The following is a 20,763-nucleotide window of genomic DNA, read 5'->3' on the forward strand; positions in this document are numbered from 1 at the left end:
GGGTATCCCGGTCAATCTGCCCTGACGCTTCACTGGCCCCACCGCCCGCATTTCCGTACCATTCCCCGCCTTATTCCCCGCAATGCCCGGTACCTCATGAACCTCACCCGTCTTCGCGCCGACGCCCTGGCCGGCCTCACCACGTCTTTTGCCTTGCTGCCCGAGTGCATCGCCTTTGCCCTGGTGGCGCATCTCAACCCGCTGATGGGGCTCTACGGCGCATTCATCATCTGCACCCTCACGGCATTGTTCGGCGGGCGGCCGGGGATGGTCTCTGGCGCCGCAGGGTCGATGGCGGTGGTGATCGTCGCGCTGGTGGTGCAACACGGCGTGGAGTATTTGCTCGCGACGGTGCTGCTGGGCGGGCTGATCATGCTGGTCTTCGGCCTGCTGCGCCTGGGCAAGTTGGTGCGGATGGTGCCGCACCCGGTGATGCTGGGGTTCGTCAACGGCCTGGCGATCATCATTGCCTTGGCGCAGTTGGAGCATTTCAAGAGCGGTGATACCTGGCTCAGCGGCACGCCGCTGTATGTGATGAGCGGCCTGGTGCTGGTGACCATGGCCATTGTCTACCTGCTGCCGCGCCTGACCCGTGCCGTGCCGCCCGCCCTGGTGGCGATCCTCGGCGTGGGCCTGGCGGTGTACCTGCTGGGCTTGCCGACGCGCACGCTGGGCGACATGGCCCACATCGCCGGTGGCCTGCCGAGCTTCGCGCTGCCGCAGATCCCCTGGAGCCTGGATACCCTCGGCATCATCGCGCCCTACGCGTTCCTGATGGCGATGGTCGGCCTGCTGGAAACCCTGTTGACCCTCAACCTCACCGACGAAATCACCGAGAGCCGCGGCTACCCCGACCGCGAAAGCATGGCCCTGGGCGCGGCGAATATGGTCTCGGGCCTGTTCGGCGGCATGGGCGGTTGCGCGATGATCGGGCAAACCGTGATCAACCTCAGCTCCGGCGGGCGCGGGCGTTTGTCCGGGGTCTTGGCTGGGGTGATGATCCTGTTGTTCATTCTGTTTCTGTCACCGCTGATCGAGCGCATCCCGCTGGCGGCGCTGGTCGGGGTGATGTTCGTGGTGTCGCAGCAGACCTTCGCCTGGGCGTCGCTGCGGGTGATCAACAAGGTGCCGCTCAATGACGTGCTGGTGATCATTGCGGTGACCGTGATCACCGTGTTCACCGACCTGGCCACGGCGGTGCTCTGCGGGATCGTGATCGCGGCGCTGAACTTCGCCTGGCAACAGGCGCGTGAACTGTACGCCGATGAATATCTGGAAGCGGACGGCAGCAAACTCTACCGCGTGCATGGCACGTTGTTCTTTGCCTCGACCACGCCGTTTTTGAATCAATTCGACCCGGCCAACGACCCGGCCGCGGTGACGCTGGATTGCCGCCACCTGAGCGTTGTCGACTACTCCGCGATTGCCGCGCTGATGACCTTGCGCGAGCGTTACAGCAAGGCCGGCAAGCATCTGCGCGTGCTGCATTTGTCCGAGCGCTGCAAGAAGCTGCTCAAGCGCGCCAAGGTCCATCACGACTGACCGCAACCCCTGTAGGAGCGAGCTTGCTCGCGAAAAACCCGAGAGCGCCACGTCTATCCAGGCAACACGCGTCATCGTTGACGATTTTCGCGAGCAAGTTCGCTCCTACGGGAGGGCGAGGGTTTTCATTCATTACGGCCCGACCAGGTCTTCCAGTTCCTGGGCGCGGGTCTGGGTCATGTCCAGTACACAGGCGGAGCCGTTGACCTGATCGATGCTGCCGCCGGTGGCACTGCCGGCAAAGGCGCAATTGGCGTCGCGGTATTTGATCCACAGGCGCTGCACGTCCTGCAATTGCTGCTTGCGCGCGCCTTCCTGAGCGGCGAGGGCGGTCTGGTAGGCGGTGTTCAGGCGTTTGTCCTGCACCTTGGCCTGCTGGGTATTGCACTTGACCATGTCGACGGTCGTGTTGGCGCTGTCCATGCATTTCTTCAGTGCGGCGTTGTCGGCGGCCGACGCGCTGCCGCATAGGGCGAGCAGCAGGGCGCAGGCGGTGAGAGAGGTGCGGGTCATGATCGAGTGTCCTGGATGTTCGTGGGGGCGCATTTTAAGACTCAAGCGTGCGCGTTGAGTTTCCGGTCTTTTCTGAATTTGATGTAAGAACACCCCCCGAATTTTCATGCACGGCCGTTGGGCATGTCCCAACGCGACAGCGCTTATCTGTGGGCGAAAATTACTTTCATAAAAATTGAAAATGCTCCTCGGTAATGATTTATGAGTTTCACAACCAATTCGACGTGACCCTTTCCGAGGAGTACCGCATGGCCGCATCACCGGGCTTCGGGCTATTGGCATACGCCGCCATCGCCATCATTGCTTTGATCGTGCTGATTGCACGTTACCGACTCAACCCGTTTATCGTCATCACCCTGGTGTCCATCGGCCTGGCGCTGATGGCCGGGATGCCGGCGGACACCATCATGGGCTCTTACGAAGCGGGCGTCGGCAAAACCCTGGGGCATATCGCCCTGGTGGTCGCGCTGGGCACCATGCTCGGCAAGATGATGGCTGAATCCGGCGGCGCCGAGCAGGTGGCACGCACGTTGATCAACCGGTTCGGCGAGCGCAATGCCCATTGGGCGATGGTGTGCATTGCGTTTCTGGTGGGGCTGCCGCTGTTTTTCGAGGTCGGTTTTGTGTTGCTGGTGCCGATCGCCTTTACCGTGGCGCGGCGTGTGGGGGTGTCGATCCTGATGGTCGGCTTGCCGATGGTCGCCGGCCTGTCGGTGGTACATGCGCTGGTGCCGCCGCACCCGGCGGCGATGATGGCGGTGCTGGCGTATAACGCCTCGGTCGGGCAGACCGTGCTCTATGCGATTTTGATCGGCATTCCCACGGCGATCATCGCCGGCCCGCTGTACGCCAAGTTCATCGTGCCGCGCATTCACCTGCCGGCGGAAAACCCGCTGGAGCGCCAGTTCATCGAGCGCGAGCCACGCAGCCGTTTGCCGAGTTTCGCCCTGACCATGGGCACCATTCTGTTGCCGGTGGTGCTGATGATGATCGGCGGCTGGGCCAATCTGATTTCCACGCCCGGCAGCGGTTTCAACCAGTTCCTGTTGTTTATCGGCAACTCGGTGATCGCGCTGCTGGTGGCGACCCTGGTGAGTTTCTGGACCCTCGGCCTGGCGCAGGGTTTCAACCGCGAGTCGATCCTCAGGTTCACCAACGAATGCCTGGCGCCGACCGCGAGTATCACCTTGCTGGTGGGCGCGGGCGGCGGGTTGAACCGGATTCTGGTGGACGCCGGCGTGACCAACGAAATCCTCGGCCTGGCCCACGCGTTCAACCTGTCGCCGCTGGTGATGGGCTGGTTGTTCGCCGCGTTGATGCGTATCGCCACCGGCTCGGCCACCGTGGCCATGACCACCGCTTCCGGGGTGGTTGCGCCGGTTGCGCTGGGCCTGGGTTATCCACACCCTGAATTGCTGGTGCTGGCGACCGGGGCGGGTTCGGTGATCTTTTCCCACGTCAACGACGGCGGCTTCTGGCTGATCAAGGAATACTTCAATATGACTGTGATCCAGACCTTCAAGACCTGGACCGTGTTGGAGACCCTGATTTCGCTGGTCGCCTTCGGTCTGACGTATGGTCTGTCCTGCGTCCTGTAACCCGGAGCCTCCATGGACATCCTCTACCAGATCCGCGCCCGCCAGGCGTCTTTCAGTGCTGGCGAAGGGCGTATCGCCAAGCTGATGCTCGATGACGTGGGCTTTGCCGCGTCGGCTAGCCTGGAGGCGTTGTCCCAACGCGCCGAGGTCAGCACCGCCACGTTGTCGCGGTTTGCGCGCAGCGTCGGGTGCCGGGATTTGCGCGACTTGCGCCTGCAACTGGCCCAGGCCAGTGGCGTGGGCAGCCGCTTCCTCGACCCGGCGGGCAAGCCTGAGCAGTCGGGGTTTCATCGGCAGATTCTCGGCGATATCGAAGCGACGTTGCGCCAGCACTTGTCGGGGTTCGATCAGGCCGGCTTCGTCGATGCGGTCAGCCTGCTGGGCAAGGCGCGCATGATCCACGCGTTCGGCATGGGCGGCCCGTCGAGCCTGTGCAGCGATGAGTTGCAAGTGCGTCTGGTGCGCCTGGGCTATCCGATTGCCGCCTGCCATGACCCGGTGATGATGCGCGTCACGGCGGCGACGCTGGGGCCCGAGCAGGCGCTGATCGTTTGTTCGCTCAGCGGCCTCACCCCGGAGTTGCTGGACGTGGTGGCCCTGGCGCGCAACTACGACACGCCCATCGTCGCCATCACCCTGGCCGCTTCACCCCTGGCCGGGCTGGCGGATGTGGTGCTGGCGCTGCAACCGGCCGAAACCAGCTTCATCTACAAACCCACGGCGGCGCGCTACGGCATGCTGCTGGCCATCGACCTGCTCGCCACCGAGCTGGCGCTGGCCATGCCGGACGACAACCAGGAACGCCTGCGCCGCATCAAGCTGGCCCTCGACGACTATCGCGGCGGGCCCGACAGCCTGCCGCTGGGAGACTGATATGCAGTACGACACGCTGATCCGCCAGGCGCTGGTCATGGATGGCCGCAACACGCCTGGGTATGTCGCCGATGTGGGGCTGCGCGACGGGCGTATCGAGGCGATCGGCGACTTGTCGGCCGCGCTGGCCACGCAGGTGATCGACGCCCGCGGCCGGGTGTTGGCGCCGGGGTTTATCGATGTACACACCCACGATGACACGGTGGTGATCCGTCAGCCGCAGATGCTGCCCAAGCTCAGCCAGGGGGTGACCACGGTGATTGTCGGCAACTGCGGCATCAGCGCCTCGCCGGTGAGTTTGCGCGGTGAGCCGCCGGACCCGATGAACCTGCTGGGCCCGCGTGAAGCGTTCACCTATCCGCGTTTTGCCGATTACCGCGCCGCCGTGGAACGCGCCCAGCCGGCGGTCAACGTCGCGGCGCTGATCGGCCACACGGCGCTGCGCAGCAACCATATGGACGACCTGCATCGCAGCGCCACTTTCGATGAAATCGCCGCGATGCGCGCGCAGTTGCGCGAAAGCCTGGAGGATGGCGCCCTTGGCTTATCCACCGGCCTGGCCTACGCCAGCGCGTTCAATGCCGAGACCGATGAAGTGCTGCAACTGAGCGAAGAACTGACGGCGTTCGGCGCGGTGTACACCACCCATCTGCGCAGTGAGTTCGAGCCGGTGCTGGCGGCCATGGACGAGGCGTTTCTGATCGGTCGGCATGCTCAGGTGCCGGTGATCATTTCCCACCTCAAATGTGCCGGTGCGGGTAACTGGGGGCGTAGTCCGCAGCTGTTGGCGGCGCTGGAGCAGGCGGCGAAAACCCATCCGGTGGGGTGTGATTGTTACCCCTATGCGGCGAGTTCTTCGACCCTGGATCTCAAGCAAGTCACCGATGCATTTCGCATCACCATCACCTGGTCGACCGCGCACCCGGAAATGGGCGGGCGCGACTTGCAGGCGATCGCCGCCGAGTGGGATGTTTCGCTGATGGACGCGGCCCGTCGTCTGCAACCGGCGGGGGCGGTGTATTACGGCATGGACGAAGCGGATGTGCGCCGTATCCTCGCGCATCCGCTGTCGATGGTCGGGTCGGATGGGTTGCCCGAAGATCCGTTCCCGCATCCGCGCTTGTGGGGCGCGTTTCCACGGGTGTTGGGCCACTTCAGTCGGGACGTCGGGCTGTTCCCGCTGCACACGGCGGTGCATAAGATGACCGGCTTGTCGGCGGCGCGGTTCGGCTTGTCGGAGCGGGGCGAAATCCGTGTAGGGCACTGGGCCGACTTGGTGCTGTTCGATCCGCTGCGCGTGCGCGATGTGGCGGATTTCAAGGCGCCGCAGCAGGCGGCAGAAGGGATTGATGGCGTGTGGGTCAACGGCGTGTTGAGCTACAGCGACGGGCAGCCGAATGGTCAGCGGCCGGGGCGGTTCCTGGCGCGCAGTGGGGATTTGCGGGGTGGGTTTTCGACTCTATAGTGGGCGCTCTTACACACGGAGCGGTTGCCATGCACTTAGGAAAAGTCACCCCCATCCTGCGGATTTTCGACGAGGCCAAGGCGTGGGAGTTTTATGTCGACTTCCTTGGGTTCAAGGTCGATTGGCAACATCGCTTCGAGGCGAGTTTTCCGTTGTACCTGCAGGTGTCGTTGGGTGAGTGCGTGCTGCATTTGTCCGAGCACCATGGCGATGCATCGCCGGGTGCGGCGGTGCGGATTCAGGCGCAGGGTGTAGACGCCTATCAGCAGCAATTGCAGGGCAAGGACTATCGTTTTGCCAAGCCAGGCGTTGAAGAAATGCCCTGGGGGTCGCGGGAGATGAGCATCCACGATCCGTTTGGCAATCGGCTGGTGTTTGTCGAGGAAGGCGAGGGCTGAGGGGTAAATCGCAGGCAATAAAAAACCGCCTTAGTAGGGCGGTTTTTTTGTGCAAACCCGGTTTGCGGCTGGGGTTGCGATCTCACAGGAAGCACTGACGTGTTGGCGATACTACTGCCGCTTCGGGGCTTTATGCAAGGCCTGACGAGAGGTGGTCTTTCACTTGAGCCCCGCAAAAAACAGCAACAACTTTTAAGGGGAATTGGCCGTTGCTTGTCACACCTTGGCGTAGGGGACTGAGCTAGTATCGCCCTCGTTCTACGTTCATCGTGAGGTAGGTTGGCTGGGTTCGCGCGCAAATTTTGGACCGACTGCCACGGGCTAGTAATCCGTGCCGGATTCATGCAAGAGGACCATAAACCCAGCCGCCTCACAGGAGCACTGACGTGCATCCAAAGGCTCACATGTTCCGGTAAGTGCGCTGGAGGTAAGGCCCAACTCATGGAGGGCCGAGTATGTCTAAGTTTGCACGACGTGCGTGGAACCTCGTCGTGAATGCCCTGCGTGTTTATCACGTATGGACATTCCTGCGAGACAGCTTCGATGACCGCTAAGGTCTGAGAAGTGGAGCCGCCCCGGTGCAGACCGAGGCGGCTTTTTGGTTTTTACACCCGGAAGTGGCTGACCATCTGCTGCAACTGGCTGCCCAAGCGCGCCAGTTCCACACTCGACTTGGCCGTCTCGTCACTCGCGGTGGCGGTCTGTTCCGACACGTCACGCACGTTGATGATGCTGCGGCTGATTTCTTCGGCCACGGCGCTTTGCTCTTCGGCTGCCGCTGCGATCTGCTGGTTCATCGACTGGATGTTCGACACCGTGCGGGTGATGTTTTCCAGGGATACGCCGGCCTTGCGCGTCAGTTCGACGCTGCTGTCGGTGAGGCTGCGGCTGTTGTTCATCACCGCGGCCACCTGCTGGGTGCCGTTCTGCAAGCCGGCCACCAGGCCTTCGATTTCTTCGGTGGATTTCTGCGTGCGCTGGGCCAGGCCACGCACTTCGTCGGCGACGACGGCAAAGCCGCGACCGGCTTCACCGGCACGCGCCGCTTCAATCGCGGCGTTGAGCGCGAGCAGGTTGGTCTGCTCGGCCACGGCCTTGATCACGTCCATCACGCTGCCGATTTTGTTGCTCTCTTGTTGCAGATGGCTCATGGCGTCGGTGGAACGCGCCACTTCGGCGGCCAGGCGTTCGATCTGGGCGATGGCTTCGGCCACCACCTTGTCGCCTGCGCGGGCTTGGCCATCGGCATCGGCAGCGGCCCGGGAGGCTTGCTCGGCGTTGCGTGCGACTTCCTGCACGGTGGCGGTCATTTCGTGCATGGCGGTGGCGACTTGATCGGTTTCGATCTTCTGGCTGTTCACCCCGGCACTGGTCTGTTCGGTCACGGCCGACAACTCTTCGGCGGCGCTGGCGATCTGGGTCACGCCGTCACGAATGCCGCTGATCAACTCGCGCAGGGTCGTGCCCATGCGCTGGATGCCTTGTTGCAGTACGCCCAGTTCATCGCGGCGGGTGACCTGGATATTGTGGCTCAGGTCGCCGGAGGCAATGCGTTCGACCACGGCCAGGGTTTCCTGGATCGGGCGTGTGATCTGGCGGGTGATCACCAGTGCCGCGACGATGCCGACCAGTAACGCGAGCAGCGTGCTGATCAATTGCAGGCTGCGGGCTTGGGCGCTTTCGGCGTCGCGGCGGGTGAGCTGGATGTCGTAGAGCTTGTCGCTGATGGTGACGATATCCGCCCCTTGGGTGGTCATTTCGGCGCGCGCGGCGACGATATTGGCGTTAGCCGCCTTGTAGTTCTGCACCGCACTGCGATAGGCGCCGAGCGCGCTTTCCAGGGCGCTGAGCGCGACCTGTTGGCTGCCGCCGAACGCCGCGCCGAGGCCTTTCAAGCCGGTGATGGCTTTTTCGATCTGGGCGGCGGCGCGGGCTTCGGTGTCGGCGTTGACGTTGCCGGTGTAGCCGCGCACTTCGTAGCGGGCCAACTGGAACTCTTGTTTGGCATGAGTCACGGCCTGGTACTGGGTGAAGCGCTCGGGGTTGTCGGGCGTCTGCTGCACACTGCTGTCCAGTGCGTCGATCTGGGCGTTGGCGATGTCGGCCTTATCGCCCATGACCTGGCGCGCAGCATTGCCGGCACGGTAGGCCTCACGCATTTTGTTCAGCGATTGCTGATACGCCGTGATGACGGTTTTCTGCTCGTTGAGCAGTTTGACGTTGTCCGGGCTCTTGAAGCTGTCCAGGAGTTTTTGCTGCTGGGCGACGAAGGCATCCAGGCTGGTTTGTACGTTTTGCGCCACGCTTTCATCGCCGTTGGCCAGCATGTATTGCAGGCGCACGATGCGCAGCTTGGTCAGGGAGGCGTTGAGCTGGGTGATGTCGCTCATCCAGTTGCTACGGTCGATCAGGCCGCCGAGGCTGGTCCAGCCGGTCAGCGCCAGGATCGAGGTGAGGACAAGCACCAGGCCGAAGCCCAGGCCCAGTTTGAGGTTGACGCTGATGTTACCGAACCAGCTGTTCATCGAGTGCTCCGCAAAAATGATGTTTGTCTGCTGGACGGTGTTGTTGTTTGAGCCAGCCAAGGTGTTTAGGCCATATCGGCGGGCGCAGGGGAAACTGAAACGATTAATTAGTCCGCGCGATGTACGGGACCCTGCATCACCGAGCATCGGCGCCAGGCAGGCATGACGTGGGCGGGGCTCATTCCGCACGCGCATTCTGTGCTAGTCTGCTGGCCCTTTTAGTTCTGGGCGGTGCGGGAAAACCGTGTTTTCAGCGCTGCCCTACAGCGGAGCCTCTTCATGTCCGAAGTTAATCTGTCCACCGACGAAACCCGCGTCAGCTACGGTATCGGCCGTCAGTTGGGCGACCAACTGCGCGACAACCCGCCACCGGGCGTGAGCCTGGACGCAATCCTGGCCGGCCTGACCGACGCGTTCGCCGGCAAGCCAAGCCGTGTTGATCAAGAGCAAATGGCCGCGAGCTTCAAGGTCATCCGCGAAATCATGCAAGCCGAAGCGGCTGCCAAGGCGGAAGCGGCTGCAGGCGAGGGCCTGGCGTTCCTGGCGGAAAACGCCAAGCGTGACGGCATCACCACTCTGGCTTCCGGCCTGCAATTCGAAGTGCTGACTGCCGGTGAAGGCGCCAAGCCGACCCGTGAAGACCAAGTGCGTACTCACTACCACGGCACCCTGATCGACGGCACGGTGTTCGACAGCTCCTACGAGCGCGGCCAGCCTGCAGAATTCCCGGTTGGCGGCGTGATCGCCGGCTGGACCGAAGCCCTGCAACTGATGAATGCCGGCAGCAAATGGCGCCTGTTCGTGCCGAGCGAACTGGCTTACGGCGCTCAAGGCGTTGGCAGCATTCCGCCGCACAGCGTTCTGGTATTCGACGTCGAGTTGCTCGACGTTCTGTAAGACCTGCTTTTGATTACCTGTAGGAACGAGCTTGCTTGCGACAAACGTCAACGATGACGCGAGCATCCTGGATGAACGCGTTGCTTGTGCGTTCTTCGCGAGCAAGCTCGCTCCTACAGGGTTTTGCGCGGTCGCTCATGGGTGAAACTTGCCATTGAGTTCCGTCGCCGGGCGCAATGCTCGGGCATAGCAGAACAGAAACAGGTTGCGCACCACTTCCTTCAGTACACCGGGTTCACTGGAACTCAGGCCATTCACGTCCAGGTCGCCCTGGTCCTGCAGTTCGTTCAGCGCTTCTTCCTCCAGCACCGCACAGACTTCCCCGGTTTCCCGATGGAGTATGCGCAGGTAAGGGTGTGGGCGGTCCAGCCAGGCATCTATCAAATAAGTCATGTCATTCTCCTTGATGGGTTTCAATGAGAATAATTCTTATTCGTAGAATAGCAAGTGCCTATTGGCGGTTTGCGGATTTTTCTGCGTGGGTCGTGCGAGGGATCAACAGCCAGGGCGAAACGCCATCCCGCGGCGGGCGCGGGATGGAAGCAGCAGGATCAGACCTTGCGGACGAACTCGGACTTGAGTTTCATCGGGCCGATACCGTCGATCTTGCAGTCGATATCGTGGTCGCCGTCGCACAGGCGGATGTTCTTGACCTTGGTGCCGACCTTGACCACCAGGGAGGTGCCCTTGACCTTGAGGTCTTTGATCACGGTGATGGTGTCGCCGTCCTGCAGGACGTTGCCTACAGAGTCTTTCTTCACGGTTTCATCGCTGGCCACTTCGGCCTCGCCAGTGGCGGACCACTCATGGGCGCATTCCGGGCAGATCAGTTGGGCGCCGTCTTCGTAGGTGAATTCGGAATTGCATTTCGGGCAGGGTGGCAACGTGCTCACTAAAGCTCCTTAAAGGTCAGGATGGCTAAAGTCGCACATTATATAGGGAATTGTAGGGAGACAGGGCGCGGTCTTGGATTGGTAATACAAACTAAATGTGGGAGGGGGCTTGCCCCCGATGGCGGTATTTCAGTCTAAGCATAAGTTGACTGATCCACCGCTATCGGGGGCAAGCCCCCTCCCACATTTGGTATTTCTAGTGCGTGCGCGCGACCGCGAACTCGCTCAGTTCGACCAGGGCGTCCCGGTATTCGCTGGCGGGGAGGGCGTCCAGGCACTTGATCGCACGGGCCACGTAGTCACGCGCCAAGTGGGCGGTGTAGTCCAGGGCGCCGGAGGCTTCCACGGCGGCGCGGATGCTTTCCAGGTCTTCGATCCCGCCTTTCTGGATCGCCTTGCGTACCAGGGCCGCCTGTTCCGGCGTGCCTTCGCGCATGGTGTAGATCAGCGGCAAGGTCGGCTTGCCCTCGGCCAGGTCGTCGCCGACGTTCTTGCCCAGGGTCTCGGCGTCGCCACGGTAGTCGAGCAGGTCGTCCACCAGTTGGAACGCCACGCCCAGGTGGTCGCCGAAGGTGCGCAGGGCTTCGGCCTGCTCGGCCGTGGCTTGGCACAGGGCGGCGGCGCTGTGGGTCGAGGCTTCGAAGAGCATCGCGGTTTTGCCGCGAATCACTTCCATGTAGGTTTCTTCGGTGGTGCTGGCGTCACGCACCTTCGACAACTGCAACACTTCGCCTTCGGCGATGATGCGCGTGGCCTGTGAAAGAATCTTCATCACCGGCATCGAGCCCAGTTCGACCATCATTTCGAACGAGCGCGAGTACAGGAAGTCGCCGACCAGCACGCTCGGGGCGTTGCCCCACATCGCGTTGGCGGTCTCGCGACCACGGCGCATGCCGGACATGTCGACCACGTCGTCGTGCAGCAGGGTCGCGGTGTGCAGGAACTCGATGGTGGCGGCCAGCAGGCGCAGGTCATCGCCTTCGCGGCCCAGGGCCTTGCCGCACAGCAACACTAATAAAGGACGCAGGCGTTTACCGCCCGCCGACGTAATGTAGTCGCCAATTTTGGAGACCAGCGGCACTTTAGACGTCAGCTGCTGCTTGATGATGCCGTCGACGGCGCTAAAATCGTCCGCGACCGCGCGGTAGAAAGCTTGGGGTTGCATCAGCGACAGTCGCTCCAGAAGGGTTGCGCGGCATGCTAGGACCCTGACCCCGCAGTGTCAAGGCGCGATAGACGGCCTCTTGCAACGTATCCGCGCCTTGCGTACAATCGCGCACCCTGAACTTCCTGGGCAGCACCTGCCTTACGCAATTGCATTCGGGACGTCCATCCCATGCAGCCATGCCAGCCAATACCTCTTCTTATAAAGCGCTGGGTGAGCAGGATTATCGGAGAAATACCATGTCGTACGCAGTAATTGTTACTGGTGGCAAGCAATACAAGGTCGCCCCAGGTGAATACCTGAAGATCGAAAAACTGGAACTCGCTACCGGCGACTCCGTGACTTTTGATCGCGTTCTGTTGGTCGCCAATGGCGATGACGTGAACATTGGCGCTCCAGTTGTTGCTGGCGCTACCGTTGTGGCTGAAGTGATCTCCCAAGGTCGTCACGATAAAGTCCGCATCATCAAGTTCCGTCGTCGTAAGCACCACATGAAGCGTATGGGCCACCGCCAGTGGTACACCGAGATCAAAATCACCGGTATTCAGGCTTAATTTCAGCCTAATTCCTCACTAGGAGAATTGACTCATGGCACACAAAAAAGCTGGTGGTAGTACCCGTAACGGTCGCGACTCAGAAGCCAAACGCCTTGGCGTGAAGATGTATGGCGGCCAGGTTATCATTCCGGGCAACATCATCGTGCGTCAGCGCGGCACCCAATTCCACGCCGGTTACGGTGTTGGCATGGGTAAAGATCACACTCTGTTCGCTAAAATCGACGGCGTGATCAAGTTCGAAGTAAAAGGCGCCTTCGGTCGCCGTTACGTGAGCATCGTCCCGAAGACTGACGTCGTCGCGGCATAATTACGTAGTTGCTGGAAAAGCCCTGTCTTGCGACGGGGCTTTTTCGTTTGTGGAGTGAGTCTCTTGCAAAGCTGTTTGTAATGAGCTCAAGCGCTGGATTTGCGGTCGTTGATTGAGGTCGCTGCGCTCATTTTTGCAAGAGTCTTATGTCTTGGTTTCTTAAGCTCGTCCGTGCGGCGAGAGGCGTTTTGTTATGAAGTTCGTTGATGAAGTTTCCATCCGAGTAAAAGCAGGCGACGGCGGTAACGGTTGCATGAGTTTCCGTCGCGAAAAATTCATCGAAAACGGTGGCCCCAACGGCGGTGACGGCGGTGACGGCGGTTCCATCTACATGATGGCCGACGAAAACCTCAACACCCTGGTGGACTACCGTTACACCCGGCACTTCGATGCCGAGCGTGGTTCCAACGGCGGCAGCACCGATTGCACCGGTAAAAAAGGTGAAGACATGGTGCTGCGCGTACCGGTCGGCACCACGATCATCGACTCCGCGACCCAGGAAGTGATCGGCGACCTGACCAAGGCCGGCCAGAAGCTGATGGTTGTGCAGGGCGGCTGGCACGGTCTGGGTAACACCCGTTTCAAGTCCAGTACCAACCGTGCGCCACGCCAGACCACGCCAGGCAAGCCGGGCGAGCAGCGTGACCTCAAGCTGGAAATGAAAGTACTGGCCGACGTGGGCCTGTTGGGCCTGCCGAACGCCGGCAAAAGTACCTTCATCCGCTCGGTCTCGGCCGCCAAGCCGAAAGTCGCCGACTACCCGTTCACCACCCTGGTGCCAAACCTGGGCGTGGTCAGCGTCGACCGTTGGAAAAGCTTCGTGATCGCCGACATTCCCGGCCTGATCGAAGGGGCTTCCGAAGGTGCGGGCCTGGGTATCCGTTTCCTCAAGCACTTGTCGCGTACCCGTTTGCTGCTGCACCTCGTCGACATGGCGCCGCTGGATGACACCAGCGCACCGGACGCCGCCGAAGTGATCGTCAACGAACTGACCAAGTTCAGCCCGTCCCTGGCTGAGCGTGATCGCTGGCTGGTGCTGAACAAGTGCGACCAGATCCTCGAGGAAGAGCACGAGGAGCGCGTCAAGGAAATCGTCGATCGCCTGGAGTGGACCGGTCCGGTCTACGTGATCTCGGCTATCGCCAAAGAAGGCACCGAACGCCTGACCCGCGACATCATGCGTTACCTGGAAGACCGCGCCGACCGCCTGGCGGCCGACCCGGTGTTCAAGGCCGAACTCGCCGAGCTCGACCAGCGCATCGAAGACGAAGCCCGCGCCCAGCTGCAAGCCCTGGACGACCAGCGTGCCTTGCGCCGCAGCGGCGTGAAGTCGGTCCATGACATCGGCGACGATGATTGGGACGAAGAAGACGTGGATGATGAAGACGGTCCGGAAATCATTTACGTGCGCGACTGATTCGTTGCAGTAAACTTAAGCGCCGCTCACTCGAGCGGCGTTTTGGTATCTGGGGATACCTGCAGTCACGAATGTAGTCACGAATAACGTTATGGGCGGCGCTGGGTCGCGTCCCGCCCTCTAACTAAGGTTGAAGATGATGCGGAGCAAAGTGACAGGTGCGCAGCGCTGGGTCGTAAAGATCGGAAGTGCGTTGCTGACGGCGGATGGCAAAGGGCTGGATCGCGCAGCCATGAGCGTGTGGGTCGAGCAGATGGTGGCCTTGCATGAGGCCGGCGTCGAGTTGGTGCTGGTCTCGTCCGGAGCGGTTGCCGCCGGGATGAGCCGCCTCGGCTGGACCGCGCGACCCAGCGCGATGCACGAACTGCAAGCCGCTGCCGCCATCGGTCAGATGGGCCTGGTGCAAGCCTGGGAATCCAGCTTCGCCGAGCACGGCCTTCACACCGCGCAGATCCTGCTGACCCACGACGACCTGTCCGACCGCAAGCGCTACCTCAACGCCCGCAGTACGTTGCGCGCGCTGGTGGAGCTCAAGGCGATCCCGGTGATCAACGAAAACGACACGGTGGTCACCGACGAAATCCGTTTCGGCGACAACGACACCCTGGCCGCTCTGGTGGCCAACCTGGTGGAAGCCGACCTGTTGGTGATCCTCACCGACCGCGACGGCATGTTCGACGCCGACCCGCGCACCAACCCCGACGCCAAATTGATCTACGAAGCCCGCGCCGATGACCCGGCGCTGGACGCCGTGGCCGGCAGCGTCGGCGGCGCGCTGGGCCGTGGCGGCATGCAGACCAAACTGCGTGCGGCGCGCCTGGCGGCGCGTTCCGGTGCCCACACGATCATCGTCGGCGGGCGCCTGGAGCGCGTGCTCGACCGCCTCAAGGCCGGTGAGCGCATCGGTACGCTGCTGTCGCCGGAACGCGGCATGCTGGCCGCGCGCAAGCAGTGGCTGGCCGGGCATTTGCAGACCCGCGGCACCCTGGTACTCGACGATGGTGCCGTGGCGGCGTTGTCCCTGGGTCACAAGAGCCTGCTGCCGGTGGGCGTCAAGTTGGTGCAGGGCAGCTTCCGCCGTGGCGAGATGGTGGTGTGCGTGGCGCCGGACGGTCGTGAGATCGCCCGCGGCCTGGCCAACTACAGCGCGCTGGAAGCGCAGAAAATCATCGGGCAGTCGTCTGAGGCGATTGTCGGTCTGTTGGGTTACATGGCGGAACCGGAACTGGTCCACCGCGACAACCTGATTCTGGTTTAAACGAAAGGAATACACGATGCGTGTGATGAAGGGATTGCTCGGCCTGCTGTTGGCCATGCCGTTGCTGGCGTCGGCCGAAGAGATCGGCCAGGTGTCGACGGTGTTCAAGTTTGTCGGCCCCAACGACCGGATCGTGGTCGAAGCCTTCGATGACCCCAAGGTCGATGGCGTGACCTGCTACCTGTCCCGCGCCAAGACCGGCGGCGTCAAAGGCGGCCTGGGCCTGGCCGAAGACCGCTCCGAGGCGTCGATTGCCTGCCGCCAGGTCGGGCCGATCCGCTTCAAGGGAGAACTCAAGGATGGCGACGAAGTGTTCAAGGAACGCACGTCGCTGGTGTTCAAGACCATGCAGGTGGTGCGCTTCCTCGACAAGAAGCGCAATACCCTGGTGTACCTGGTCTACAGCGACCGCCTGATCGAAGGCAGCCCGCAGAACGCCGTTACCGCGATTCCGATTTTGCCGTGGCCGACCGCGCAGTGATCCGCAGGCGAGTTTTGTAATCGGCGTCTATGATTGCAGGCTTGCGGGTTGTAATCTCGAAGAGCCGCAATGCAAAGAACATGGGATATCTGGAGTTCGTCATGAGTGCTTTCCACGACCTGAAACTCAAAGCGTTGGACGGACAAGAGCTGCCACTGGCGCCCTTCAAGGGCAAAGTTGTGCTGGTGGTCAACGTGGCCTCCAAATGTGGCTTGACCCCGCAATACGCGGCGTTGGAAAACCTCTATCAGCAGTACAAGGACCAGGGGTTTACCGTACTCGGCCTGCCCTGCAACCAGTTTGCGGGCCAGGAACCGGGGACCGAGAAAGACATCCAGGAATTCTGCAGCCTCAATTACGGGGTGAGCTTTCCGCTGGGCAGCAAACTCGATGTGAACGGCCCTGAGCGTCACCAGTTGTACCGCTTGTTGGCGGGCGAGGGCGCCGAGTTCCCCGGGGACATCACCTGGAACTTCGAGAAATTCCTGCTGGGCAAAGACGGGCGGGTGCTTGCGCGTTTCTCGCCGCGAACGGCACCGGATGATCCGGCCGTCGTCCAGTCCATCGAAAAAGCCCTGAGCTGATCCCCTGAACTGTAGGCGTGAGCGTGCTCGCGAAAAATCCAGGCGCACCGCGTTGATCCAGTATGAACGCGTTATCGTTGACGATTTTCGCGAGCCAGCTCGCTCCTACAGGTGTCCGGCATTTCTAAGCCTTAATCACCCTGATCAATAGTGCTACTCAGCACGCTGCACGCGCCATATTATCGGCATCATAAAAACCGTCTTTCGTGGAGTGTTGCCATGCCTGTCCAAGCCTTGTTCAAACCGTTCCACCTCGGAACGCTGCAACTGTCGAGTCGTGTGGTAATGGCGCCGATGACCCGTTCGTTTTCCCCGGGCGGCGTCCCCAATTCCAAGGTCATCGAGTACTACCGCCGCCGTGCCGCGGCGGGTGTAGGCCTGATCATCACCGAAGGCACCGTGGTCGATCACCCAGCGTCCAACGGCTATCCCAATGTCCCGCACTTCTATGGTGAAGCGGCGCTGGCGGGCTGGAAGAAAGTGGTCGATGCCGTGCATGCCGAAGGCGGCAAGATCGTCCCGCAGTTGTGGCATGTGGGCAGCGTGCGACGCATCGGTACCGAGCCGGATGCCAGCGTACCGGCCTACGGACCGATGGAAAAACTCAAGGATGGCAACGTGGTTGTCCACGGCATGACCCATCAGGACATCAAGGACGTGATTGCCGCCTTCGCCCAGGCGGCCAGGGACGCCCAGCGCATCGGCATGGACGGCGTGGAGATCCACGGCGCCCATGGTTACCTGGTGGACCAGTTCTTCTGGGAAGGCAGCAACCAGCGCAGCGACGAATACGGCGGCAGCCTGGCCAACCGTTCGCGTTTTGCCATCGAACTGATCCAGGCCATCCGTGCCGCCGTCGGCCCGGATTTTCCGATCATCCTGCGTTTTTCCCAGTGGAAGCAGCAGGACTACACCGCGCGCCTGGTGCAAACCCCCGAGGCTTTGGGCGAGTTTCTCAAGCCGCTGTCCGACGCCGGCGTGGATATTTTCCACTGCTCCACCCGGCGCTTCTGGGAGCCGGAGTTCGAAGGTTCCAACCTCAACCTGGCCGGCTGGACCCGCCAGCTCACCGGCAAGCCGACCATCACTGTCGGCAGCGTCGGCCTGGATGGCGAGTTCCTGCAGTTTATGGTCAACACTGACAAGGTTGCGCAACCGGCCAGCCTGGAGAAGCTGCTGGAGCGTTTGAACAACGATGAGTTTGATCTGGTCGCCGTCGGCCGTGCCCTGCTGGTGGACCCGGATTGGGCGGTGAAGGTCCGCGAACACCGCGAGGGCGACATCTTGCCGTTCAGTCGTGAGGCGTTGACGACCCTGGTGTAACGGGCCGGGCTCCCGGTGGTTGCCACCGGGAGCTGTTCAGTTGGAGCGGTCAATACTCTATTGACTTGCGCAGCTCCTGGCGGTGATCGGTCTTGTGCCCGTCTTGGCGCGCAGCCTGGTCATAAGTGGGCGGTGCTGCTCGAGACTGATCCAGCCATTGTTGCTGACGCGTCCACTCTGCGGTTGGCATGTTGATGCCATTGCGCACTCCCATTCCGTAAATTGCCATATCTCAGGGTCTCCATTGATCTAAGGGACCTGCGTTAGCAGCAGGTATCAATGATTGGTCATCCACCGTTCGCCGTTCCAGGGGGAAATATCGAGTAAACCTTGCGCAACCTATGGCAATCGGTGTGCAACACGGTCCGCTAGCTCGGGCGGGAGGCCGGGTAGACAGCGCCCGGCCTCCCGCCGGTTTTCAGCGCGTTGGGTTTTTCAAGGCCTATTGTCTTGTTGTTGGCCTATCCGGATTAACCGTAGTAGGCATCTTCCGCCCGTTCGGAATGGACCGCTGCATATTGCGTGGTGGCGTAGGATGCTTGACCGTCATGCGTTGACGGGCGGTCAGTGAACTGTGGGCGATAGCTGCCGCCGTTGTGCGGACGTTCCCATTGATTCTGCGGCGGCTGCCAGTTGTTTTCCGGGCGTGTGGGTTGCGGGCGATAGCCGTCGTTGTGCGGCGGACGCTGCCAGTCATTCTGCGGCGGCTGCCAGTTGTTTCCAGGGTGTGTGGGTTGCGGGCGATAGCCGCCGTTCTGTGGCGGGCGCTGCCAGTCGTTCTGCGGCGGCTGCCAATCGTTTCCAGGGTGCGACGGTTGCGGGCGTTGCCACTGGTTGCCCGGACGTGCCGGCTGCGGGCGGTTCCAGCCGTGGTTCGCGTTATAGGGTTGTTGGTGTGACGGTCGTCCGTGATCGTACTGGGCGCTGTTGGATGGGCAGGTGTCTGTCGGCCCTTGAGTGGGCGTGTTGAACGGTTGGAATCGCAGCGCCATTGATCCATTTATCAGTGTCGACATAGTGCTCTCTAATTAATGTTTCATCATGAATGACCTGCCTTTTTTGAGTGCGTCCAGAGACAGACACCTCTTCCTTGGCAGGTGTCATGTAGGTGGCGATAAATCGCGCGACGTTCCGGAAATATCCTGTTGTGGCGCGCCGACTCCGATGGCTTCAGGTAAAAAATCCTAATGATGAAGCCGTTATTCAGGGGGAAGTCTGGAGGGAAGGCGAACTAACTGACGTTATTCGCAGATCGTTCAACGAACATAAGGCTGCGTTGGAGCAGCCAACGGTTCTGCGCACACATCGCGTAACTGGTTCTCGAACTGCTCGATGATCGCCGGCCAGCCCTGGTGACTGGCATGATGGCGCGCATTGAGGCGGGCCCTGCGCAAATGCTCGCGATCTTCCAGCAGCCAATTGGCCGCGTCGCAGAACGCTTCCTCATCGCCGGGCATCGCCAGCACGCCGTTGTAACCGTGGCGGATATGCTGGGTCGCGGCCGCCTGGTCATATGCCACCACCGCGAGCCCGGAGGCCATGGCTTCCAACACCACGTTGCCGAAGGTTTCGGTCAGGCTGGGAAACAGGAACAGGTCTCCCGAGGCGTAGTGTCGCGCCAGTTCTTCGCCGCGCTGGGTGCCGCAGAATATGGCGTGCGGCAGGTCGTGCTCGAGCAACGCGCGTTGCGGTCCGTCGCCGACCACGATCAGTTGCAGGCGACGCTGTGGATAAGTACTGCGCAAGGCATCGAAGCAGCGCTTGAGCATGCCCAGGTTCTTTTCCTGCGCCAGGCGCCCGACGTGCAGCACTGCAATATCGTCATTGCCCAGGCCCCAGCTTTCGCGCAAGGCGTTATCGCGCTTGGCCGGGTGGAACAACTGGCTGTCGACCCCGCGCGACAACATCCCCAGGCGTTCGAAGTGGCGGCGCTCCAGCTCCAGGCGTTGGCTGGCGCTGGGTACCAGGGTCAAGGTCGAGCGGTTATGAAACCAGCGCAGGTAGTGCGTGACCACGCGGCTCAACATGCTCAGGCCGTACTGGTTCGAGTACTGCTGGAAATTGGTGTGAAAACCGCTGACCACGCTGATCCCCAAGCGACGCGCTGCACGTAGTGCCGACAACCCGAGCGGTCCTTCTGTGGCGATATACAGCACGTCCGGGCGTTGGCGTGTCCAGCGGCGCAGCAGCTTGTGCATCGACGACTGGCCCCATTGCAGGCCTGGATAGCCGGGCAACGGCCAACCGCGGCACAGCAGCAATTCGTTGTCGCTGGGGCGGCTTTGGTCAATGCCTTGGCGCGGGCGCACCAGTTCGACCTGATGGCCGCGCGCGCGCAAACCCTCGCACAGGCGACCCAATGTATTGGCCACCCCGTTGATCTCTGGCGGGAAGGTTTCGGTAATCAGAGTGATGTGAAGCGAAGCTGTCGTCATGACCCACAGTGTCGCTGTGGGCTGTGTCGCCGATGTGTCATACAGATGATGGATTTATGACGGGCATTGGCGGCAGGCGGCAATGCGCCAATCCTTTAAGCACAGAGCCCTTCGGCTCTATGCAGATCGCTGGCCTGGGGGCTCAGAAGGTGATTTTAGACGGCGTGACATAGCTCGTATCTTGCACACCGAGCACTTTATTTTGCGGGCCGAATTCACGGTCGCCAGGGTTCAGAGTCCCGTTCGCGTTTGGGGGTACGCTGATCGAGCTACTGTCTGTTGGTTTTGTATTCTGGTCCCTGGATGGATAGTCGGGAAGCAGTGGCCCGGACCAGGGTCCTGGTTTTGATGGCGGGACGCTGGGTGGGGTGCGGGGTGGCCCGCTGGGAGGCGCGTCGGGCCTGGGTGCTCGGTTTTTTGGCGGGGTGCGGGATGGCTGCCATTTGTGACGCTGGCCGGGCCTGGGTGCTGGGTTTGTTGGCGGGGTGGGGGATGGCCCGATGGGAGGCGGGTCGATCCTGAGTCCTATGTT

The 20,763-nt window shown here is 61.6% G+C and carries 21 protein-coding genes and 1 pseudogene; 13 read left to right on the top strand and 9 right to left on the bottom strand.

Translation table 11 applies throughout. The features are described 5' to 3' along the window. Window positions 1-96 precede the first annotated feature (96 nt). Window positions 97-1,542: a SulP family inorganic anion transporter gene (locus tag ACVWZP_RS25680; RefSeq protein WP_046382084.1), complete on the top strand. Its 1,446-nt coding sequence runs from the start codon at window positions 97-99 to the stop codon at window positions 1,540-1,542. A gap of 132 nt (window positions 1,543-1,674) precedes the next feature. Here the strand turns inward: ACVWZP_RS25680 and ACVWZP_RS25685 are convergent, their stop codons facing one another. Further along, entirely contained in the window at window positions 1,675-2,055 is a 381-nt protein-coding gene (locus ACVWZP_RS25685) for a lysozyme inhibitor LprI family protein (protein WP_017847739.1), read from the bottom strand. 248 nt (window positions 2,056-2,303) lie between these two features. On the opposite strand from ACVWZP_RS25685, the gene ACVWZP_RS25690 reads away from it, so the two are divergent. The 4 genes from ACVWZP_RS25690 to ACVWZP_RS25705 are packed head-to-tail and all read left to right on the top strand — an operon-like array spanning window position 2,304 to window position 6,389. Then, window positions 2,304-3,653: a GntT/GntP/DsdX family permease gene (locus ACVWZP_RS25690; RefSeq protein ID WP_177410570.1), complete on the top strand. Its 1,350-nt coding sequence runs from the start codon at window positions 2,304-2,306 to the stop codon at window positions 3,651-3,653. 12 nt (window positions 3,654-3,665) lie between these two features. Next, the gene (locus ACVWZP_RS25695; protein ID WP_057005291.1) at window positions 3,666-4,526 is read left to right on the top strand and encodes a MurR/RpiR family transcriptional regulator; all 861 of its coding nucleotides are present in this window, start codon (window positions 3,666-3,668) and stop codon (window positions 4,524-4,526) included. Window position 4,527: 1 nt separating this feature from the next. Beyond that, a complete protein-coding gene (locus ACVWZP_RS25700) occupies window positions 4,528-5,991 on the top strand; it encodes an N-acyl-D-amino-acid deacylase family protein (RefSeq protein WP_457370241.1) in 1,464 nt (487 codons plus the stop codon). A 29-nt stretch (window positions 5,992-6,020) separates the two neighbouring features. Next, a complete protein-coding gene (locus tag ACVWZP_RS25705) occupies window positions 6,021-6,389 on the top strand; it encodes a glyoxalase superfamily protein (RefSeq protein ID WP_457370242.1) in 369 nt (122 codons plus the stop codon). A 605-nt stretch (window positions 6,390-6,994) separates the two neighbouring features. Here ACVWZP_RS25705 and ACVWZP_RS25710 read toward each other — a convergent pair. Continuing rightward, window positions 6,995-7,858, bottom strand: coding sequence for a methyl-accepting chemotaxis protein (locus ACVWZP_RS25710; RefSeq protein ID WP_372340286.1), 864 nt, complete (start codon window positions 7,856-7,858; stop codon window positions 6,995-6,997). Beyond that, a pseudogene (locus ACVWZP_RS25715) lies at window positions 7,850-9,109 on the bottom strand (methyl-accepting chemotaxis protein); the annotation flags it as partial. The gene ACVWZP_RS25710 and the pseudogene ACVWZP_RS25715, both read right to left, overlap by 9 nt. Before the next feature lie 84 nt (window positions 9,110-9,193). On the opposite strand from ACVWZP_RS25715, the gene ACVWZP_RS25720 reads away from it, so the two are divergent. After that, the gene (locus ACVWZP_RS25720; protein ID WP_017847745.1) at window positions 9,194-9,811 is read left to right on the top strand and encodes an FKBP-type peptidyl-prolyl cis-trans isomerase; all 618 of its coding nucleotides are present in this window, start codon (window positions 9,194-9,196) and stop codon (window positions 9,809-9,811) included. 135 nt (window positions 9,812-9,946) lie between these two features. Here ACVWZP_RS25720 and ACVWZP_RS25725 read toward each other — a convergent pair whose 3' ends face one another. From ACVWZP_RS25725 to ACVWZP_RS25735, 3 genes are all read right to left on the bottom strand, one after another. Next, window positions 9,947-10,204, bottom strand: a complete 258-nt coding sequence (locus ACVWZP_RS25725; RefSeq protein WP_003194088.1) for a PA4570 family protein — start codon at window positions 10,202-10,204, stop codon at window positions 9,947-9,949. Between the two features lie 158 nt (window positions 10,205-10,362). Beyond that, window positions 10,363-10,704: a zinc ribbon domain-containing protein YjdM gene (locus ACVWZP_RS25730; protein ID WP_017847746.1), complete on the bottom strand. Its 342-nt coding sequence runs from the start codon at window positions 10,702-10,704 to the stop codon at window positions 10,363-10,365. A 196-nt stretch (window positions 10,705-10,900) separates the two neighbouring features. Next, a complete protein-coding gene (locus ACVWZP_RS25735) occupies window positions 10,901-11,869 on the bottom strand; it encodes a polyprenyl synthetase family protein (protein ID WP_017847747.1) in 969 nt (322 codons plus the stop codon). A gap of 239 nt (window positions 11,870-12,108) precedes the next feature. Here ACVWZP_RS25735 and rplU point away from each other — a divergent pair, with 239 nt between their 5' ends. From rplU to ACVWZP_RS25770, 7 genes are all read left to right on the top strand, one after another. Next, window positions 12,109-12,423, top strand: coding sequence for a 50S ribosomal protein L21 (gene rplU, locus ACVWZP_RS25740; RefSeq protein ID WP_017847748.1), 315 nt, complete (start codon window positions 12,109-12,111; stop codon window positions 12,421-12,423). Window positions 12,424-12,457: 34 nt separating this feature from the next. Further along, window positions 12,458-12,733: a 50S ribosomal protein L27 gene (gene rpmA, locus ACVWZP_RS25745; protein ID WP_007901871.1), complete on the top strand. Its 276-nt coding sequence runs from the start codon at window positions 12,458-12,460 to the stop codon at window positions 12,731-12,733. A gap of 193 nt (window positions 12,734-12,926) precedes the next feature. Beyond that, window positions 12,927-14,150, top strand: coding sequence for an Obg family GTPase CgtA (gene cgtA / locus ACVWZP_RS25750; RefSeq protein WP_017847749.1), 1,224 nt, complete (start codon window positions 12,927-12,929; stop codon window positions 14,148-14,150). A 139-nt stretch (window positions 14,151-14,289) separates the two neighbouring features. Beyond that, window positions 14,290-15,408 (top strand): glutamate 5-kinase, encoded by a 1,119-nt coding sequence (proB, locus tag ACVWZP_RS25755; protein WP_057005288.1) that lies wholly within the window; start codon window positions 14,290-14,292, stop codon window positions 15,406-15,408. Window positions 15,409-15,424: 16 nt separating this feature from the next. Next, window positions 15,425-15,889, top strand: a complete 465-nt coding sequence (locus ACVWZP_RS25760; protein WP_017847751.1) for a CreA family protein — start codon at window positions 15,425-15,427, stop codon at window positions 15,887-15,889. A 101-nt stretch (window positions 15,890-15,990) separates the two neighbouring features. Next, window positions 15,991-16,473 (top strand): glutathione peroxidase, encoded by a 483-nt coding sequence (locus ACVWZP_RS25765; protein WP_457370243.1) that lies wholly within the window; start codon window positions 15,991-15,993, stop codon window positions 16,471-16,473. 219 nt (window positions 16,474-16,692) lie between these two features. Further along, window positions 16,693-17,796: an NADH:flavin oxidoreductase gene (locus tag ACVWZP_RS25770; protein WP_017847753.1), complete on the top strand. Its 1,104-nt coding sequence runs from the start codon at window positions 16,693-16,695 to the stop codon at window positions 17,794-17,796. A 49-nt stretch (window positions 17,797-17,845) separates the two neighbouring features. On the opposite strand, the gene ACVWZP_RS25775 is transcribed toward ACVWZP_RS25770, so the two are convergent. The 3 genes from ACVWZP_RS25775 to ACVWZP_RS25785 form a co-directional block, all read right to left on the bottom strand. Then, window positions 17,846-18,025 (bottom strand): hypothetical protein, encoded by a 180-nt coding sequence (locus tag ACVWZP_RS25775; RefSeq protein WP_457370244.1) that lies wholly within the window; start codon window positions 18,023-18,025, stop codon window positions 17,846-17,848. 241 nt (window positions 18,026-18,266) lie between these two features. Continuing rightward, window positions 18,267-18,788 carry a hypothetical protein gene (locus ACVWZP_RS25780; RefSeq protein ID WP_457370245.1) on the bottom strand — a complete coding sequence of 174 codons (522 nt, stop codon included), beginning with the start codon at window positions 18,786-18,788 and terminating at the stop codon, window positions 18,267-18,269. Between the two features lie 264 nt (window positions 18,789-19,052). Continuing rightward, window positions 19,053-20,231, bottom strand: coding sequence for a glycosyltransferase family 4 protein (locus ACVWZP_RS25785; RefSeq protein ID WP_017847755.1), 1,179 nt, complete (start codon window positions 20,229-20,231; stop codon window positions 19,053-19,055). Window positions 20,232-20,763: the final 532 nt, after the last annotated feature.

The organism is Pseudomonas sp. TE36184 (assembly GCF_054060055.1).

Excerpts from the sequence above, each read along its gene's own strand:
- ACVWZP_RS25680 (WP_046382084.1), top strand. The coding sequence starts at position 97 with ATGAACCTCACCCGTCTTCGCGCCGACGCCCTGGCCGGCCTCACCACG.
- ACVWZP_RS25685 (WP_017847739.1), bottom strand. The coding sequence starts at position 2,055 with ATGACCCGCACCTCTCTCACCGCCTGCGCCCTGCTGCTCGCCCTATGC.
- ACVWZP_RS25690 (WP_177410570.1), top strand. The coding sequence starts at position 2,304 with ATGGCCGCATCACCGGGCTTCGGGCTATTGGCATACGCCGCCATCGCC.
- ACVWZP_RS25695 (WP_057005291.1), top strand. The coding sequence starts at position 3,666 with ATGGACATCCTCTACCAGATCCGCGCCCGCCAGGCGTCTTTCAGTGCT.
- ACVWZP_RS25700 (WP_457370241.1), top strand. The coding sequence starts at position 4,528 with ATGCAGTACGACACGCTGATCCGCCAGGCGCTGGTCATGGATGGCCGC.
- ACVWZP_RS25705 (WP_457370242.1), top strand. The coding sequence starts at position 6,021 with ATGCACTTAGGAAAAGTCACCCCCATCCTGCGGATTTTCGACGAGGCC.
- ACVWZP_RS25710 (WP_372340286.1), bottom strand. The coding sequence starts at position 7,858 with ATGGGCACGACCCTGCGCGAGTTGATCAGCGGCATTCGTGACGGCGTG.
- ACVWZP_RS25720 (WP_017847745.1), top strand. The coding sequence starts at position 9,194 with ATGTCCGAAGTTAATCTGTCCACCGACGAAACCCGCGTCAGCTACGGT.
- ACVWZP_RS25725 (WP_003194088.1), bottom strand. The coding sequence starts at position 10,204 with ATGACTTATTTGATAGATGCCTGGCTGGACCGCCCACACCCTTACCTG.
- ACVWZP_RS25735 (WP_017847747.1), bottom strand. The coding sequence starts at position 11,869 with ATGCAACCCCAAGCTTTCTACCGCGCGGTCGCGGACGATTTTAGCGCC.
- rplU (WP_017847748.1), top strand. The coding sequence starts at position 12,109 with ATGTCGTACGCAGTAATTGTTACTGGTGGCAAGCAATACAAGGTCGCC.
- rpmA (WP_007901871.1), top strand. The coding sequence starts at position 12,458 with ATGGCACACAAAAAAGCTGGTGGTAGTACCCGTAACGGTCGCGACTCA.
- cgtA (WP_017847749.1), top strand. The coding sequence starts at position 12,927 with ATGAAGTTCGTTGATGAAGTTTCCATCCGAGTAAAAGCAGGCGACGGC.
- proB (WP_057005288.1), top strand. The coding sequence starts at position 14,290 with ATGCGGAGCAAAGTGACAGGTGCGCAGCGCTGGGTCGTAAAGATCGGA.
- ACVWZP_RS25760 (WP_017847751.1), top strand. The coding sequence starts at position 15,425 with ATGCGTGTGATGAAGGGATTGCTCGGCCTGCTGTTGGCCATGCCGTTG.
- ACVWZP_RS25765 (WP_457370243.1), top strand. The coding sequence starts at position 15,991 with ATGAGTGCTTTCCACGACCTGAAACTCAAAGCGTTGGACGGACAAGAG.
- ACVWZP_RS25770 (WP_017847753.1), top strand. The coding sequence starts at position 16,693 with ATGCCTGTCCAAGCCTTGTTCAAACCGTTCCACCTCGGAACGCTGCAA.
- ACVWZP_RS25775 (WP_457370244.1), bottom strand. The coding sequence starts at position 18,025 with ATGGCAATTTACGGAATGGGAGTGCGCAATGGCATCAACATGCCAACC.
- ACVWZP_RS25780 (WP_457370245.1), bottom strand. The coding sequence starts at position 18,788 with ATGGCGCTGCGATTCCAACCGTTCAACACGCCCACTCAAGGGCCGACA.
- ACVWZP_RS25785 (WP_017847755.1), bottom strand. The coding sequence starts at position 20,231 with ATGACGACAGCTTCGCTTCACATCACTCTGATTACCGAAACCTTCCCG.